13 protein-coding genes and 1 pseudogene are annotated in these 16,292 nt (G+C 60.5%); 6 read left to right on the forward strand and 8 right to left on the reverse strand.

What is annotated here, in order from left to right; translation table 11 throughout:
• Nucleotides 1-2,059: pseudogene (locus AC629_RS33195) on the reverse strand (RHS repeat protein); the annotation flags it as partial.
• A gap of 472 nt (nt 2,060-2,531) precedes the next feature.
• Here AC629_RS33195 and AC629_RS49165 point away from each other — a divergent pair.
• The 3 genes from AC629_RS49165 (at nt 2,532) to AC629_RS33205 (ending at nt 5,024) form a co-directional block, all read left to right on the forward strand.
• The gene (locus AC629_RS49165) at nt 2,532-3,173 is read left to right on the forward strand and encodes a hypothetical protein (RefSeq protein WP_245332068.1); all 642 of its coding nucleotides are present in this window, start codon (nt 2,532-2,534) and stop codon (nt 3,171-3,173) included.
• Nucleotides 3,157-3,633 carry a hypothetical protein gene (locus AC629_RS49170; RefSeq protein ID WP_245332069.1) on the forward strand — a complete coding sequence of 159 codons (477 nt, stop codon included), beginning with the start codon at nt 3,157-3,159 and terminating at the stop codon, nt 3,631-3,633. Before AC629_RS49165 ends, AC629_RS49170 begins: the two co-directional genes overlap by 17 nt.
• Nucleotides 3,634-3,791: 158 nt before the next feature.
• Nucleotides 3,792-5,024 carry a glycosyltransferase family 4 protein gene (locus tag AC629_RS33205; protein ID WP_084809019.1) on the forward strand — a complete coding sequence of 411 codons (1,233 nt, stop codon included), beginning with the start codon at nt 3,792-3,794 and terminating at the stop codon, nt 5,022-5,024.
• Here the strand turns inward: AC629_RS33205 and AC629_RS33210 are convergent.
• From AC629_RS33210 to AC629_RS33230, 5 genes are all read right to left on the reverse strand, one after another.
• Complete coding sequence (locus AC629_RS33210) at nt 5,021-6,418, reverse strand: hypothetical protein (protein WP_084809020.1); 1,398 nt, start codon at nt 6,416-6,418, stop codon at nt 5,021-5,023. The two genes, AC629_RS33205 and AC629_RS33210, sit on opposite strands and share 4 nt — an antisense overlap.
• A 71-nt stretch (nt 6,419-6,489) precedes the next feature.
• Nucleotides 6,490-7,701 (reverse strand): glycosyltransferase family 4 protein, encoded by a 1,212-nt coding sequence (locus AC629_RS33215; RefSeq protein WP_084809021.1) that lies wholly within the window; start codon nt 7,699-7,701, stop codon nt 6,490-6,492.
• Nucleotides 7,702-7,746: 45 nt separating this feature from the next.
• Complete coding sequence (locus AC629_RS33220) at nt 7,747-8,946, reverse strand: glycosyltransferase family 4 protein (protein ID WP_084809022.1); 1,200 nt, start codon at nt 8,944-8,946, stop codon at nt 7,747-7,749.
• Between the two features lie 33 nt (nt 8,947-8,979).
• Complete coding sequence (locus AC629_RS33225) at nt 8,980-10,272, reverse strand: glycoside hydrolase 5 family protein (RefSeq protein WP_084809026.1); 1,293 nt, start codon at nt 10,270-10,272, stop codon at nt 8,980-8,982.
• A 158-nt stretch (nt 10,273-10,430) separates the two neighbouring features.
• Nucleotides 10,431-11,660, reverse strand: a complete 1,230-nt coding sequence (locus AC629_RS33230) for a polysaccharide biosynthesis/export family protein (protein ID WP_245332070.1) — start codon at nt 11,658-11,660, stop codon at nt 10,431-10,433.
• A 562-nt stretch (nt 11,661-12,222) separates the two neighbouring features.
• Between AC629_RS33230 and AC629_RS47210 the strand changes: the two genes are divergently transcribed.
• On the forward strand, nt 12,223-12,366 hold the full coding sequence (locus AC629_RS47210) for a hypothetical protein (protein ID WP_168195634.1): 144 nt from the start codon (nt 12,223-12,225) through the stop codon (nt 12,364-12,366).
• Between the two features lie 8 nt (nt 12,367-12,374).
• Here AC629_RS47210 and AC629_RS33235 read toward each other — a convergent pair whose 3' ends face one another.
• Both AC629_RS33235 and AC629_RS33240 read right to left on the reverse strand, forming a co-directional pair.
• On the reverse strand, nt 12,375-13,535 hold the full coding sequence (locus AC629_RS33235) for a glycosyltransferase (RefSeq protein WP_084809024.1): 1,161 nt from the start codon (nt 13,533-13,535) through the stop codon (nt 12,375-12,377).
• An 83-nt stretch (nt 13,536-13,618) separates the two neighbouring features.
• The gene (locus tag AC629_RS33240; protein ID WP_084809025.1) at nt 13,619-14,734 is read right to left on the reverse strand and encodes a glycosyltransferase family 4 protein; all 1,116 of its coding nucleotides are present in this window, start codon (nt 14,732-14,734) and stop codon (nt 13,619-13,621) included.
• A gap of 279 nt (nt 14,735-15,013) precedes the next feature.
• On the opposite strand from AC629_RS33240, the gene AC629_RS33245 reads away from it, so the two are divergent.
• Both AC629_RS33245 and AC629_RS33250 read left to right on the forward strand, forming a co-directional pair.
• On the forward strand, nt 15,014-16,033 hold the full coding sequence (locus AC629_RS33245) for an NAD-dependent epimerase (protein ID WP_143199628.1): 1,020 nt from the start codon (nt 15,014-15,016) through the stop codon (nt 16,031-16,033).
• Between the two features lie 152 nt (nt 16,034-16,185).
• Nucleotides 16,186-16,292, forward strand: a 107-nt coding sequence (locus AC629_RS33250; protein ID WP_143199629.1) for an NAD-binding protein, incomplete at its 3' end; no start/stop codon positions are given.

The raw sequence follows: 16,292 nt of genomic DNA on the forward strand, positions 1-16,292 counted from the left end.
CGGAGGTCGTCTGCACGACATTCTGCTTGAGCGCGCCGGCCGCAGTGTAGAAGTCGGTGGTGGTGGCCGACGCAGTTACGGTGACAACCGAGGTCTTGTGACCCGTGGAGTCGTACTGGGTCGTGACCTTGCTGCCGTCGCTGTTGAAGACCTGGCTATAGGCCATCGTGCCGTCGGCATGCGTGCGGCTTACCGACACCAGCTTGTTGCTGGCGTCGAGATGATCGTGTTCGCTGGTGTAGGACTGGCCGGTGATGTTGTAGTAGTAATTGTCGTGACTGCCGTCGGCATTAGTGACATAGGCCTTGGACTTGACGCCCTCTGAATAGAGCGTGTTCGTGGACGAGCCGTCCTTGTTCTGGATGAGGTCCGCGATCAGATTGCCGCTGGTATCGTACGTCTTGGTGTCCTTGTTGCCGTCCGCCGAGATGACGACGTCGCGGACCATCTTGCCGCCGCTGTAGGCGATGCTGTCCGACGAGCCGTCGCTATTGACCGTGTCCTTGCTAGTGATGACACCGTTCGTGAAGTTGGACGTGCTGGTCGACAGAAGTTTCGCGGAAGAATCGTAGACCTTGGTTACGCTCCAGGTCGCAGTCGAGTTTGTGACTGAAAACTGATAGCCGCCCTGGATGGCCGCCAGCGCCTTCGTATAGTGGGAGATCATGTACGCCATGGTCGCTTCCGAGGCGACCGGGAGGACGTGGGTGTCGGTCAGCGTGATGGTCTGAACGCCTGAGGCATTCAGGTCGGACATCTGCGACACGATGTCGGCGGCGGTTCCGCTGACGTCGGTCACGGCTGGCGCAGTTGTGCCGCCTCCTGCCGGAGCGTCGATCTCGATGATCAGGGGATGGTCCGTGACCGGGATGACGATCTGGCTGACGTCAGTATAGGTGGCGATCGGCGAGCTGCCCTTTAACGGGTCGTAAACGCTGATCAGGTGGTGGACGCTGCCCAGATTGACGGTGACCGACGTCGTCGGGCTCGAGATCTCGGTGTCGGTCGCGTCGTTCCAGATCGTGGGCTCGGCCCAGACGACCAGCTCATAGGCGCCGTTGCTCTTGCCCAGAACCATGCTGTTCCCGGTGGCCGGCATGTTGTCGAGCGTATAGTTGAGCGAAGCCGTCGGCGTATGGCCGCCCTTGCCGTCGTCGGCCAGGATGGTGGTCAGATTGTGGATCGCGGTGGCTGCGAGCTTCGGGGTTCCATCGCTGTTGAACAGGCCATAGTGCGATTCGGGACTCGCAGGGTCGTTGTTCTCCGAAGCGTCGAGCAGCTGATAGAGATAGGTGCTGCTGACGCCGACCTTGTAGGCGTCAACCAGCGTATTTAGGATCGACTTGGCCTGCACGTTCTCATTGGCACCGACATAAGGTGTATCGCTCTTGGTCGTATAGCCAGTTTCCGTGATGACGACGGGCTCGCCGGGCGTGATCGAGGTCGCGTTGCCGAGCAGAGCTTGGAGGGCGGCCGCAGGCGTGAGGCTCGTGCTGACATAGGCGTGCGAGTTGGCGTAGTCGGTCGCTCCCGACATATCTCCAAGCTTGGCGTAGTCGGTCGTATCGTTGTAGCCCAACGACAGATTGTAGACGGAGATGTTCTTGAGCGCGGCGTCTGCCTTGATCGCGCTGTAGTAAGCGGCCTGGAACTGCGCTGCGGCCGAAACGCTGGAACTTCCGTTGTAGGTGAACCCCTGGATGTTCGCCTCGTTGAGGCCTTCAAGCGCGATGACACTGCCGGGATGGCTGGCCGCAAACGCCTTGACGGAGTCGAGGTAGGCCGCAAGTGCGGATGCGCCCCCGGCAGGAACACTCGACGGAACCACGAGATCGAATTTGTAACCGTCTTTCGCGAGGCCATCGACGATTGGTTGCGCTTCGGGGCTCGTCGCGAGCCCGCCACGCAGTTTCGTCACCCCGAGATATCTAAGATCGTCCTCTACGAGGGCGAGGTTGTTGTAGGCGCCCCAAGAATAGCCAACGTGAACATTGACGCCGATGGAACTGACAAAGGTGCTCGCCGACAGAATCGTCTGATCAGGTGATGCGGTAGTCATCGGTATTCCAAAGCCTTTCCTTGGATAGCGAGAGTTCGTTGCCGCTAGTGTCCGTCGTATCGACCAATCTCTGTTTTTCGAGTTGGGGAGATCAGTAAAAATGGAAGCACCCCGGAGATTTTCTCTCCGACGTGCTCTGTACGACGCCGACTCGCGTACGAATCTGCTGGACTGAGTTTGATCTCTGAATCATCACGCCAATGTGCTGTCAGCGTGACATCGGCATGGCGATGCAACGACGATGTTCGATCGATGTTGTGCTGGTGCCTCATCGCAACGCATCTGCTTGTCGCGCGGGCATCTTCGGCTCGATTGGTTTAAGCGCCATTAAGCCTATGGCCAGCGCAGACCGAAAAGCCTAGAAGCGGGTGACCGTAAAAACACGGATCAAACTTCGAATGCGACAACTTGTTCTGGCGCGGAACGCCCGACCGGAGTCTTCCGAAAAGTTTCTTATAGGAGTCGAGGATTCATGAACCGCATGCGACGGAACTTTCTACATGAACTCTATGTGCTCCTCTCGCTCGCCGCGGTGTTCGCGTCGACGTCGTTACCTGTCGAGGCACTCGAGTGGGGCGTGAGCAGTCCCTCGTCGATGCGGCTAAATCCCGAGCCCGTCTTTCGCGTCACGAAGGAGCGTGGCTTCAAGGTGCTCAGGATCGGGGTCAATCTGACGAAGGACACCGAACAGACTGAAGGTCCGATGCTGGCGAACGCTGTCCGGCTGGCGAAGACTTACGGAATAAAGCTGCAACCGGTCTTCGGCTTTCCGTTCCGTTGGGGCGACCGCACCGATGCAGGCCGATATCCTGCCGGCGATCGCGAGGCCCTGTACCAGCAGGGGTACAATCGGACGTATGAGTTCGTGAAGCAGTTCAAGCACGAGATCGACCAGTGGGAATTGGAGAACGAGATCAACCTCGTTGCCCGCGACCGCAACGACAAGCGGCTCTTTGGCCACGGAATGACCGCCGTGGAGTTCGAGATGCCGTCCATGGAGGATTGGGCCGCGGTTCTGCGCGGGGCTTCCGACGCGATCGACCGAATCAATCAGGAGAGCGGACTACCTGAAAAAGATATTGAATACGACGTCCACGATGTTCGGCTTTCTTGATTTCATGGAGTCGCGCGGCGTTCACTACGACATGATCTCCTACCACTACTATGAAGTGCTGGGACAAAGCCCGCGTCTTGCCTGGAACGGCCGGAACCCGCGCTTCGATCTGTTCAAGAAGCTCGCCTCCTATCGCCGGCATGCTGTTTTCAACGAGGTCAATTGTGGCGAGATCTACAAGCCCGATTATGGCAACGCGTCCGGGGGCGCTGCAACCGGGCGTTGTATTCAGAATCTGAACAGCATGCTGACCGCGATCAGGGATCAAAGGGACGTTACGATCGACAGTGTCAGCATCTACGAAATCGTCGATGAGCCCGGCAAGAAGCCTCCGGAAAACCGCTTCGGCCTGATGTACGACTTGAACCGTCCGAAAGTCGCGCTCTACCTCGTGTCGCGTTTTGCCGGGGGCAAGCTGAGCCCGGCGGAAGCCGCCGAGCTCAAGAAACGCGGCTTCTGAGGCCACTGCTCGTGCCGGGGCAGAGTGTCGCAGATCCGCAACCTCAATATGTTACGCGCGCAATGCTGTTGCAGGCAAAGCGCTGGCACGGCACGGAATTTGCCGCTAAGCACTGACCATTGGAAATGTCGTCGATTGAACGGAGTAAGGCCATTCCCATGAAGGATCCCGCCTCGGGTGCCCCGAATGTCATGTTTTTGGTTGAGGTCGTGAATTGCAATGACGGGATTGCCTCCTATTGCGAGACCTTGGCCACGGGCTTGCATGCCCGGGGCGTGCAGATCCACTTGGTCTCCGGCATCGTGCGGTCGGATGAGAAATCCGAGTACAAGCGCCAGAAGCTGGCGGCGGCCGTCAAGCAATGGCACGTCGTTCCCGGACTTCGGAAGCTGCCCTCGCTGTCGATCTTCATGCAGCTCTTGAAGCTCATCCGGGAGAACGACATCACCGTGATCAACGTCCACGGGCTGGGCATGCTGATGTGGGGCAGACTGCTCTCGCTGCTCACCGGAGCACGTTGCGTCGCGACCTATCATCCCTCGGTGCTGGGGAATATCGAAAAGGTGCAGAATGCGCCGCAATCGACCTTCAGCCCGGTCCAGATCCTGTTCTTCAACCTTTTCTTTCCGCACACCCTCATCCTGATGTCGGAGGAGTCGCTCCGGCATCTCCGCCGCTATGTGCTGTTTGGCAAGAACCGGATCGCCAAGGTCTATGGCGGCGTCGATACGGTGCATTTCCGTCCGCCCTCGGACGCCGAGCGCCGCGATGCGCGAGCGAAATTCGGCGTCGTGGAGGGTGAGTTCATGTGCCTGCTCGCCGCCCGCCTCGCATGGGTGAAGGGACATGATCTTCTCATCAAGGCTGCGCGCAAGATCCGCGACAGTGCCAGTCCTTCGCCCATCGACATCAAGTGCTATTTCGTCGGCAGCGGTGGAGCCGAGCGCGAGAAGGAAATCAAGTCGTTTGCCTTTGCCGGCGAGAAGGACAAGGACACATTCAAGTTTCTCGGGTTCATGGGCGACGTCCGTGAAATTCTCTGGGCCGCCGACGTATTCGCGCTTCCGAGCCGGTTCGAGGGATTCCCGCTCGGCGTTGCCGAAGCCATGGCGACCGGACTGGTCCCGGTCCGGACCCCGGCGGGAGGCGCGTCAGACCAGATCATCCAGGGACAGACCGGCTTCATCGTGCCGTTCGAGGACGTCGATGCGCTTGTCGGGGCGCTCGAGAAATTGGCCGATCCCGCTGTGCGCGCCGCGCTGTCGCGCAATGCGCTTGCGCGCGCCCAGCAATATTTCGGTGTCGGACCGATGGTCGACGAGACCCTCAAGATCTACGGTTTGACCGGAGATCCCAGCGGAAATCCGCTGGTTCATCCAATGAAGGCCTAGTTCGAGCCGCGTGCCGAGGCCAGCAGATCGCCGCGCCACGTCACGAGGACGACGGCGAGGCCCGCAAAGGCGATCTTTCCCGCAAGCCAGAGCAGGGGCGCCGACGGGGCTGCCACGAGCAGGGCGATCGCGGCAGCGGCAACGGTCGCTTCCACGATCAGCGGCGCCCGCGGCGCAGCCCGAAACCGGATCAGCGGGCCGCTGGCGAAGAGGATGATGAGCGCGGTGGCCAATGCCGCGCTCGCGATCTGTCCGGCGACCGATATGTGCAGCAACGCTCCGATCGAGGACGCTGCCGACACAAGCACGAGCTGGCACGCCGCGACGACCACTAGCCGAGTTGCCGATTTCGTCAGATGCGGCACGACTGCGAGCGTGGCCTGAAGGTGGGTGTGGAGGAAGTAGAAGACCGCCGCGACCGGTGCCGCGTTGAGAAAATCGACCAGCAGATCGGCCGGGACGAACAATTGCGCCGCGTCGGGAAGAAGGCCGATCAGTCCGCCCAGCATCACGATCGTCGCGCAGAGGATGAATTCGAGCATGCGGGCGGTCGCGCGCCGCGCTTCTCCGTCGACGCCACGCTCGAACTGCACGACGACATTGGGATAGCAGACGGTGTGAATGGCGGCCACCAGAACCGAGAACGGGCGTTGCAGAAGGTCGATCGCCATCGAGAAGCCGGCGGCTCCTGTCGACGCCCGCCCGAGCGTGGCGATCACGATCAGGCGCAGCGTGACGGGAACGGAGAGATGAATGACGGAGGCTGCCGCGGCCATGATGCCGTATCGGCAGAAATTGCCCCAATCCCTCAGCACGGCGTGTCGCGACGCTCGCCGTAGCGGGGCGCGATGCACTGTCAGGCTGAAGAGAAGCACCGCGCCATAGCCTGCGGCGATGCCGCACAGCGTCGCCGCCGCCGTGCCGTAGAGCAGGGCACCCGCGACGGCGCCGGCCAGAAGCACGCTCGCGCGCAGGATCAGGAGAGCGGATGCGGTCCCCAGCCGATCGGACACGCGGACGATCATGAAGTAGAGGTCGGTGGCGCCTTGCAGCACGGCCATCGCCAGCGCGAGGGCGACGACGCTCGTCTCGAGCGGGCCCACCAGTCCTGCGACGCCACCGACGACCACCAGAACCAGCGCGCTGAGCAGTCCTGCGGTAAAGAGCGAGAACCGCAGGCGCGCGGCCTCTTCCCCCGAAGCGGCGGCGAGGAAGCGAACGCCGGCCAGCTGCAACCATTCGAACACGAAGACGCATGCCAACTGGCTCGTGGCCAGCGCCAGCGAAAACGAGGTGTACTGGGCCGGCGAGAGGATATGGCTGACGGCGAAGATCAGAATGATCGCGAATGCACTCTGGTAGATGTAGCTGCCGAATGCGAGCAGGCTGATCATTTCTGACGACGCGTGAGAGGGAACATGGCGGGATGATTGAGGGTAGTCGGCGGCATCAGCGTCCGCCTCGGCTACGTGCGAGGCGTGCTGCGGCTGCGCATGACCTGGTCGAAGACGTTGCGATAGCCGGTGACCACGTCGTCAAAGGTCCATTTGTTGATGCCCGACTTCAATCGTGCGCTCATCTCGACGATTTGCTGGGGAGCTTCGACGATCGCCGAAATGCTCTTGGCGATCGAGGTCGGATCGGGGGACGTCAACCAGCCGGTCACGCCTGGCTTGATGGCCTCCTGGATGCCGCCGAAGGGAGTGCCGAGCAGAGGCTTGCAGGCGGCCTGCGCATCGGCGACGACGAGCGGGCATGGATCTTCCCAGACCGAGGGTACGACCACGACGTTCACCTGTTCGTAAAACTGCTTGGGCTGCACGAAGCCGAGAAACTCGATCCGTGCATTCGGGGCGAGCGCCTTGATGTGCTTGCGCTGGCTCTCGGATGCGTGACCCGCGATGACGAGCCGGATTCGATCGGGCGGAATCGTCGCGATGGCGCGAACGAGATTGTAGATGCCCTTCTCTTCGGTCAGTCGTCCGATGAATCCGAACGTGATGGTGCCGTCCACCATGCTCATCTCTTCGCTTCCGACGTCGGCCGTCGAGGCGTTTCGAATGACGATCTTCAGCGGCGTCTGCGTGAAGAGACCGAGCCGGGTATGGATGTCGAGGATGCGCTGGCTGACGCCGACTACCGCGTCCAGATGTCGCGTCGCCCCGCGGCGGCGAATGGTCAGGAGCTGACAGCTCATGCAGCTTGCCTCGCAGGCATGTCCGTCCGAGAAGCGCGAGCAGCGGGGGCAGGTGAGATAATAGTCGTGAAGCGTGTGCAGGACGGGAATGCCCAGTTCTGCCGCGGTTCGCCATACCGCCGTCGTCAGGCCGGAGAGATTGTTGGAGTGCAGGATATCAGGCTTGAAGGCCTTGATCCGCGCCGCGACGATCTCCGATGTCTGCTGCCAGTCCTCGATCGCATGCCAGATGCCGCGCACGGGCGCTCCGTGCTGCTTGGCGAAGGGGAAATAGATGTTACGCACCGGCGCCGAATACACGTCGATGCCGTTGCAGGTCTCCATTTGCTGGTTCGGTGTGGATGCGGCACGTATCACTTCCACGCTGTCGTTCTGACCGATCAGGGTCTCGGCGAGACGGCGGACGAAAGTTTCCGCGCCACCGACCACCTTGGGAGCCTGCGGCGTCGGATAAAGGGATGACGTGATAAGAATCTTCATCGAAAATGGCTGTCCAAATGACTTTCCTGAAATCTCCGTTTCGGCCTATTGCCGGTTGGTTCGATTGTTATCCAGATACACGTCCAAATATTGTCCTGTGACTGAATCGGCCGAGAACCTCTCGGCAAAACCGGGCTGTGGAGGCCGGGCGATTTTCCAGCGCGATCTCTCGTTGACGGCCTTCAGCATCAGTTCTCCCAGTCGCTTATGATCGTTGGGCTCGTAGGAGCCAACCATGTTGGAAAACCCCGCGATCTCGGGAATCCCCCCAGCTGTGGAACAAATAGTCGCGCGGCCGGCGTTGATGCTTTCGATCAACGTCCGCGGCAGCGGCTCCGGCCAGACCGAACTCACCAGGCAGACGTCGATGCTGGCATAAAATTCGGCCGCCTTGGCAAAGCCAAGCCATTCGACGTTCCTTTTGCTGCGGCTTTTTAGCCCCCGCACGTAATCCTCAAGCCCCTTTCCAGCAATTTTCAGCTGCCAGCCATCGCCGGGAAGCTGCTCGGCGGCTTTTAGAACTACTTCAATACCTTTTTCGGCTTCGAGCCTGCCAATGAACCCGAATATCAGATCATCCGAGCTCGAAGCTGGTGACGGCACCACGGAGCTTGGATCGGCGATGTTGAAGATGACCCGGCGGCGATCGGTGCCGGGGAAATATTTCAGCTTGGTGTGCTGGTCGAGCACGAACTGGCTGTTCGAGACGACCGCATCGACCATGCGCGAAGCCAGCAAATAGGGCGACGTCATGGCCGCGCAGATGGTGCAGCGCTGCACACATGTCGCATCCCCGCGGAATAGCGTCGAGCGTTTGCAGAGCAGGGAATAGTCGCGCAGCGTGTGCACGATCCTGATGTTGCGCCGCTTGGCTTCCGACCACAACGAGACCGAGAATCCGGTGAGGTTGTTGGTGTGAACGACGTCCGGCTTCTCGATGTCGAGAATTTCGGCGAACCGTGCCGCCGACTTGCGATTCCAAGTGTCACGGAGATGCCACTTCAGGCGCTGGACGGAGGATGGCTTTCTGTCGTTGCCGAACGGCCAGTAGTCGTTGTCCAGCGGCATCCGGTACACGCGCACGCCTTTGAGCACGTCCACCGTTCGATCCTGCTTGTTCTGAAGGCAGACCACGGAAACCTGGTGGCCGCGCTGAGCGAAGGCCTCTGCGAGCAGCGACACAGACACTTCGGCGCCGCCGATGATCTCAGGCGGATAGAGCGTGTTAACGATCAGTATCTTCAAGGGTAGCCCCGGATTCAGCAGTCCGCCGCAGCGTTAGTTCGATGGCCGAATCTCGAAATCCGGCGCGGCCGAGCCCTTGACGCTGACAAGCAACGGCGTTGTCGATAACGCCGTCCAGGTGCCAGATGCAGAGCCTGACGCTTGCTGACATACATAGCTGATCTCGGCATTCGGTCCCGCATTTTTTAATCGAACCTCGAAGCGCTTTGTTGGATTCTCCGACCAAAGCGCCACTTTCGTTTCTGATCCGCTTTCGCTGCGGATCTGGACGACGCCCGGCGCCGGCGTGGTTCGCGCCGCCTTCAGGCTCGTGCGGATGAAGGCCCAGCTGTCGCGAACGGAACACACTGCTGGCTTCGGCGAATTGTCAAAATGATAGATGCCGAAATTGTCCTCGAGTTCGCCGGGCTTCGTCCCGCTGTCCTTCAGTTCGTAAAGCCATATCCCCTTGAGCCAGGGACCTGCGGTCGATGCCCAGAGGATGATCTGCGCCATGTTGTCGGCGGAGAGTTGCTCGTTCACGCCACATTTCGCGCTTGGGGTCGGCCAGCCCGTTTCGGTCAGATAGATCGGATAGTTGGGGTTGCCCGTCGCCTGTGCGACGCGTTGATGAAAGTTCTCCAACCGCTCGATCGCCTCCGCCGCGGTGCGCCGAGCTGGCGGCAGGCAATGGTTGTAGATGTGGATGGACATGCCGTCCGCGATGCGAAGCAAATCGGTCTTCAGCAGGGCGTCGGTCCATTTCCAGCCCGGATCGTCGCCGAGCGCGCCCACCAGGAAGGGCGCGGACGGTGCCGCCTGCTTGACCGCCGGCTGCGCCAACCGGGCGAGCGTCACATAATTCTCGATGGTGAATAGCGGCTCGGCGCGCGCCCGGAGGTTGTATTCGTTCCACAGCTCGAAAATCGGCTGCCGTGCTGCGACCGCTTGGGCGGCCGCCGCAGTGTAGGTGACGAATCTCTGGCGCGCTTCGTCGGTTGTCGGCGGATCGGAGTTCGGGACGAGATGATGGCTGGTCCCGAGAATGAGCAGCGGGATTCCGACACCGGACCTGATCTGGGTCTCGAGGCGGCCGTTCAGAGCATTGAAGCCGAGCTGTTTGCCGGGCAGCTCGAAATCCGACCAGGGAAAGTCGTCGCGGAACGAGGTGACCCCGAGCTCCTTCATCTGCTTGATGGCGGTCGCAGGCACGTAGCCGCGAGCGCTGGTGACGCCGCCCAATCCCTGGTGCGTGCCGACGCCCAGCAGGAAGCGCTGATCGAGTGGCTGCGCATTCTGCGCGTTCGCAGGGTGTGAGAGGCCGGCCGCGGCGCAGAGCCCGCACATCAGCATGCGGAAACGATGCAAGGCTCGTTTCCTCTTTTGCTCGGTCACGCTCGTGTCCACTCCTGCTCGCGTCAACTCGACGAGGCTAATCCTCTTCTGTGGCCCGAATAGGGTGAGGACCTCGTCTGCGCGCCCCTCACGGAGCGCGCCGAGTTGGGCTATTTGGAGTTCACGATCACCGTGCTGATGTTGTCCGCGTTGGCGGTTGCCGCGTTCAGCGGGAGCATGAGCTTGATGAATTCGGTCGACGGCGATTCCGCCACCGAGATCACGTCGTGATCGCGCATCCGGAACGTATCCGCCTGGAACCAGCCGTCCGGCTTGCTCATGTCGAACTTGTAGACGGCGGGGACCGTCTTGGTCGGGAACTGGGATACGGCGATGCCAATGCGCTCCAGCAGCGGCTTGGGCTCGAAACGATAGACGTAGATCGACTTCGAGTCCGCACGAAGGCCGTCGAGGCCGCCGGCCTTCGCGATCGCTTCCGCCAGTGACATGTTGTCGTTCTCGAACGAGAAACGACGGTTGTTGGTGCCGCCGATCGACCCCGGAGATGGCGTCGAACCGAAGACCATATAGACGCGTGGAATGCGGGTCAGGAAGACCACGTCACCGGGAGCGAGCAGCACGTCCTCGCCGGGGTTATGCACCACCGTCGACATCGTCTCGTTGTAGGTACGTCCCTCGCGCTTGATCGTGATCGTGCTCTCGTAGGAAGGATATTTCGGACCGCCGGCGCGCGCGATCGCGCCCATCAGGCGAATGCCGCCGGGATCGACCGGAAAGCGCAGCGGTGAGTTGACTTCGCCGAGCACGCTGATCTGGTTGCCGCGCTGCTCGGCCACGCTCACGACGGCCTGCGGGTCGATGGCGCGGTCCTTGAGGCGTTCGCGGATGATGTTCGATACGGCGCGCGGCGTCAGCCCGGCGACCTTGATCGATCCCGCGTAGGGAATGTTGATGTTGCCCGACTGGTCGACCTGCTGGCGCGGAATATCCACGAAGTTGCCCGGGCGCACGCCCGCTTCGCGCGGAATGAACAGACCGCCTGCCTGCGCCTCGTAGACGGTCACGGTGACGATATCGCCGATGCCGATCGTGACGTCGCGATAATTGCCGCCGGGAAGGCGGGAGAAGACCATTCCCGAGGAGTCCGTGAATGCGTTGGTCACCTGAAGGATCGCCGGATTGACCGGCATCAGAGCATAAGCGAGCGGCGCAGTCGGCTCGGTGACGAGCGCAGCATTTGTTTGCGTGGAAACGGCATCCGGAGCGTCCAGCGGAATGAAGCCCGCGCAACCCGTCAAGGAGATGCTGATCGCTGCCACTGTCAGGATTCGGCTAATACCGAAATCAAAATTAAAACGTTCGGTCTTAGCCACCGCCATTCCCTCGTACTCGTCTAAAATCGAAATCTCTGTACCAATCATCGTGCTGCGGAGTCACTGCTACGTCTTCGAATATATGGTAAAGCACTCATGGCTGTGACCTTATTGCAACTTGTGAACTTCGGTCCACGTCATCAGAACTGTTCAAAATTTGTGCGAACCTCCTATTTCATGAACCGTTCGCAAATTGCACACAGTGGCGACAGATCGATGTCACGATTGAGACGGTTTGCGATGTCGTGAGTTGGTATGTTGCGACCTTGTGAGTGGCGTGCGGCGAAGTGACGCGCATCACGACGGCATCATCGCGAAGTGTACCGCAGTGAAACTTCAAGTGTTGAGTCGTGTCTGCTGTTACTCTTCGTTGTGATCTTGCCGTTTCTTGCAAGAGCATTGCGCCGAAATGTGCCTCCCGCGAGGTCCTGGATCGATGTTTCTGCGGCGGGATTCCGTCTCCATTAACGCTCCCACGTGGAAGCCGGCTTCGCGCCAGGGTCCGTAAGGTCTTCCTAATCGTGATCCGACTAGTTGGTCGGTCAAACAAACTGGGAAGGCGAAGACAATGCTGCAAACCGGATCACTGCTGTTCGCAGCCGGCTTTCTGACCTGCGCGATGATGGTGGCGACCGCGATTGCGTGGTCATTCTCCGACAACCGGGTGACCGACGGCGAGTTCGTCCAGGGCGATTCCCGCCGGATGGCCTGATCGGCCTCTCACGATCGAAGATTGTTCGAGAAATCGGATTGCAGCTTCGCCTGCTGACTGGATTCAGTCGCGCGCGTGTGCAGGACGTCAGCATACACCTGACTGAGGGTGTGGTGAGTCTGCTCGATGTCGTAGAGGCGGGTGAAGCGCTCATATCCGGCTCGGCCGACCGCAGGCAAGTCCAGCCTGGCTGCGCGTTGAAAACCTTCAATCAGCTTTTCCGCCGAGACCTCGTCGCACAGCACGCCCGTCGCATTGTCTTCGACGATTTCCGGAAGGGCGCCGATGCGGAAGGCGATGATCGGCTTGGCCGCCCGCATCGCCTCGATTGCGACCAGGCCAAACGCCTCCCAGCGTGACGGAATCGCGACCATGTCGGCCTGGTCGAGCTCGGCCTCGATCTGGTTGCGGTTCATCCAGCCCAGTAGCGAGACGTTGGCCGGCAGGTCGCTTGTGCGAAATTTGCTGACGACCGAGGCGCCGATAATGCGAACGTCGATCACGCTCTCGAGTTTGCGAGCGGCTTCGATTAGCAGATCATAGCCCTTCTGCCGGTCCAGCCGTCCGATGAAGAGGACCTTGATCTTTTCCGATTGCCATTGCGCTACGTGCTTGTCGAGCAAAGGACGCTGCTTTGATATGCCATTGTGCACAAGAACGAGGCGCTTCGCTGCAATACCGACACCTATCGCATCAGTTCGTTCGCTTTCCGAAATACATATGATGCGATGCGTAAGTTTCGACAGCACGAGTTCGGTGAACTTCGTGATTTGGCGGCTGAGGCGTCCGGTCTCGCGGCCGAACGCCCATCCGTGGGGGCAATAAACGACGCGCGAGCGCCGAAAAGTGAGCCAGAGAACCGGGCGAATCACGAGACCGGCGAATGACGAGTGAAGATGAATGACGTCGGGCCGAAATTCCCGGACCGCGCGCATTGTCGCAGACAACATGCGAAACAGGCCAATCGCGTTGCGGCCGTCACGCGGAAATGTGGTGACAGCATCGTCCTCGATGTTCACCAAATCGTCGCGATGGTCTGACGGAACGACATAGCGGACGTTCTCGCACCCGTAGCTCGCGTCTTGAAGAGGGTGAAGCTCGTTGAGATAGGTCGCGATGCCGCCTCTGACCGTTTCGGCGACATGCAGAACTTTTAGGCCGCTTGACAACGGTCATTCCTTCCTTGTCTTGCAGGCGCCAGATCTTTGCAGACGAACGTCCAGCGCCTGTAGGCAGCAATATTTGGGCCGCGTCAATGTGTCGGCCGGCTGGATGTGGCTTGGGGAGCGGGCTTGGCGAGGAATTCGAGCATGGCTGCAGCCGACTTGGCCCAGGAATATGTCGCCAGTCGCTGTCGCTGCTTCTCCTGTTCCGCCGGCGAAATTGTGCCGAGCGCAATTCTTTCGTGCATTCGAGCCGACAGCTCGTCTGCGTTGAGCGGATCGAAATAGACGGCGGCGTTGTCACAGGTCTCGCGCACCGCCGCGGCGGAGCTTGCGATGACCGGACAGGCAAAGAACATCGCTTCCAGCGGAGGCACGCCGAATCCCTCGTAGAGACTTGGAAACACGAAGGCCGCAGCACGCGAGAACAGCGCGGCGATCTCCTCGTCCTTCAGGCGGCCGGCGATGACGACGCCGGATCTCGATTCCTTGGCGCCGTCGCCAAAGACCTTGCTGTTGTCGCCTCCGACCACGACCAGTGGAAAGTCCGCGCGGCCAAGCCGCTCGGCTGCGCGAATGGCGGTATCGACATTCTTGTTCTTCGTCATGGAGCCGACGAAGAGGAAGAACTGATGGGGCGCGAGATGCAGCTTCTCGATGATCGAGAAGTCGGGCTCGACGGTCGCGAAATGCTCGGCGCTATTCGGAATGACGGGGATCGACGCGGGATCCAGCGACAGCACCTCGGCAAGTTCGTTGCGTGAAAACGCGGAAACTGTTGCGATCGTTGCGGTCCGTGCCAGCAAATGGCCAAGCGTCCGATGCAGGGCGAGGTAGCGCCAGCTGAAGAAGTCGGGCCGTCTGAAAACCTGCGCGTCGTGGATCACGACCAGGTGGTCGCGATGGAGCACGGGACCGGAATTGGCGAGGCTGACGAGACGCGTGCCGGCGGCCGCGCGCGCCAGATCAATCTGGTCCCAAGCGTGCCCCTGCAACGATCCGACCTGTTTGACCTCAATGCGGCGGAGACCGGCGAGGGTTTGCGCATTTGGCGGCGCGAGGATCTGCCATTCTGCATCCAGCAGTTGCTGCGGAGCCTCTCCGCTCGCGAGCAAGCGGTCGATCGCCTTGACGATCTCGGCGGCGTAGCGCTGCACGCCAGTTAGCGACTGTGACAGGAACCTGCCGTTGATTGAGAGTTTCAAAGCCAGTCTATTTCTTTGCAGGTTCTTGCGGGAGTCTTACGCGAGCAGTGCCTCAAGACTGAGCATCCGCGCCGAGTATACGTTCCATGGCGTGTAGCACATGTAGCGCTATCGTCCGAGCATCTTCGCAGGCGGATAGCATGCGTTGGTGCATGACGCCATCATGTTTCCTACACATTTCGATGTGCTTACATAGATCACTGATTTGATGATTGTCGTGACTGTCCAAGCCTTGCCTCTCATGTCCTGGTCTGGCATTGCATTCGCGGAATGAACGAGATGACAACTTTGCGGCCAGTGATCGTTACCGGTGCTGCCGGCTTTATCGGAATGCATGTTTGTGAACGGCTGTTGGCGCGTGGCGAGCAGGTCGTTGGCATCGATGCGTTCACTCCATACTACGATCCCGCGCTGAAGCGCGCGCGCCTTGCAACGCTCGAGCACCGTCCAGGGTTCAAATTCTACGAGATCGACCTCGCAGACTTCGCCGCGGTGATGCGCATCTTCGACGAGGTCTCCCCCGACCGCGTCGTCCATCTGGCGGCCCAGCCCGGCGTGCGCGCGTCGATCGACGATCCCATCACCAGCATCCGAGCCAATTGTGACGGCTTTGTTACTGTGCTCGAGGCCGGCCGGCGTCATGGTCTGGCGCATCTCGTCTACGCCTCGTCGAGCTCCGTGTACGGCGCCAACCGAACCTTGCCGTATTCGACCGAGCATTCGGTGAACCATCCGGTCAGCCTTTACGCGGCGAGCAAGAAGGCCAACGAACTGATGGCGCACACGTTCGCGCATGTTCACAAGCTGCCGGTGACCGGTCTTCGCTTCTTCACTGTCTACGGTCCGTGGGGCCGGCCCGACATGGCCGCCTATCTGTTCACACGCGCCATCTTCGCGAATGAGCCGATCAAGATTTTCAATGATGGCAACATGTGGCGCGACTTCACCTATGTCGACGACATCGTCGAAGGCGTGATTCGCACACTCGATCGGCCTGCGACACCAAATCCTGCGTGGAATGCCGAGCAGCCGGAATGTTCGACGAGCTATGCGCCGTATCGCGTCTACAACATCGGCAACAACAGGTCGGTCAACCTGATCGAATTCGTCGAGACGCTGGAGAAGATCATCGGCAAGCCGGCAATCCGCAAGCTTCTGCCGATGCAGGCCGGCGATGTCCTGGAGACGCGCGCCGACATTTCCGCCCTCCAGCGCGACGTCGGTTTCGCGCCTTCGACGCCGCTCGCCGAGGGCCTCGGCCGCTTCGTCGAATGGTATCGAAAGTATCACGGCGTGTGATCGCGCGATCGGCGGCACGCGTGTCGTGCGGAAGGCCCGCTCACGTGCTTTCGGTCGCGCAGCAACCTGCCCTAATGTTGGGCGCGCGGTCGGGTACAGAAATGGTCTAGGGTGTTCGGTGGAACATCCGCCTTTAACGGAAAGAGTATTTCATGCGAATCGCGATGATCGGCACGGGCTATGTGGGACTGGTGTCCGGAGCCTGCTTTGCGGATTTCGGTCACGACGTCACCTGCGTCGACAAGGACGAGAAGAAGAT

This window comes from Bradyrhizobium sp. NAS80.1 (assembly GCF_001908205.1).
In the GTDB taxonomy this organism is placed as follows: domain Bacteria; phylum Pseudomonadota; class Alphaproteobacteria; order Rhizobiales; family Xanthobacteraceae; genus Bradyrhizobium.

What these genes read in the sequence shown, in the direction of transcription:
- AC629_RS49165 (WP_245332068.1), top strand. Translation starts at nt 2,532, where the DNA reads ATGAACCGCATGCGACGGAACTTTCTACATGAACTCTATGTGCTCCTC.
- AC629_RS49170 (WP_245332069.1), top strand. Translation starts at nt 3,157, where the DNA reads ATGTTCGGCTTTCTTGATTTCATGGAGTCGCGCGGCGTTCACTACGAC.
- AC629_RS33205 (WP_084809019.1), top strand. Translation starts at nt 3,792, where the DNA reads ATGAAGGATCCCGCCTCGGGTGCCCCGAATGTCATGTTTTTGGTTGAG.
- AC629_RS33210 (WP_084809020.1), bottom strand. Translation starts at nt 6,418, where the DNA reads ATGATCAGCCTGCTCGCATTCGGCAGCTACATCTACCAGAGTGCATTC.
- AC629_RS33215 (WP_084809021.1), bottom strand. Translation starts at nt 7,701, where the DNA reads ATGAAGATTCTTATCACGTCATCCCTTTATCCGACGCCGCAGGCTCCC.
- AC629_RS33225 (WP_084809026.1), bottom strand. Translation starts at nt 10,272, where the DNA reads ATGTGCGGGCTCTGCGCCGCGGCCGGCCTCTCACACCCTGCGAACGCG.
- AC629_RS33230 (WP_245332070.1), bottom strand. Translation starts at nt 11,660, where the DNA reads ATGGCGGTGGCTAAGACCGAACGTTTTAATTTTGATTTCGGTATTAGC.
- AC629_RS47210 (WP_168195634.1), top strand. Translation starts at nt 12,223, where the DNA reads ATGCTGCAAACCGGATCACTGCTGTTCGCAGCCGGCTTTCTGACCTGC.
- AC629_RS33245 (WP_143199628.1), top strand. Translation starts at nt 15,014, where the DNA reads ATGACAACTTTGCGGCCAGTGATCGTTACCGGTGCTGCCGGCTTTATC.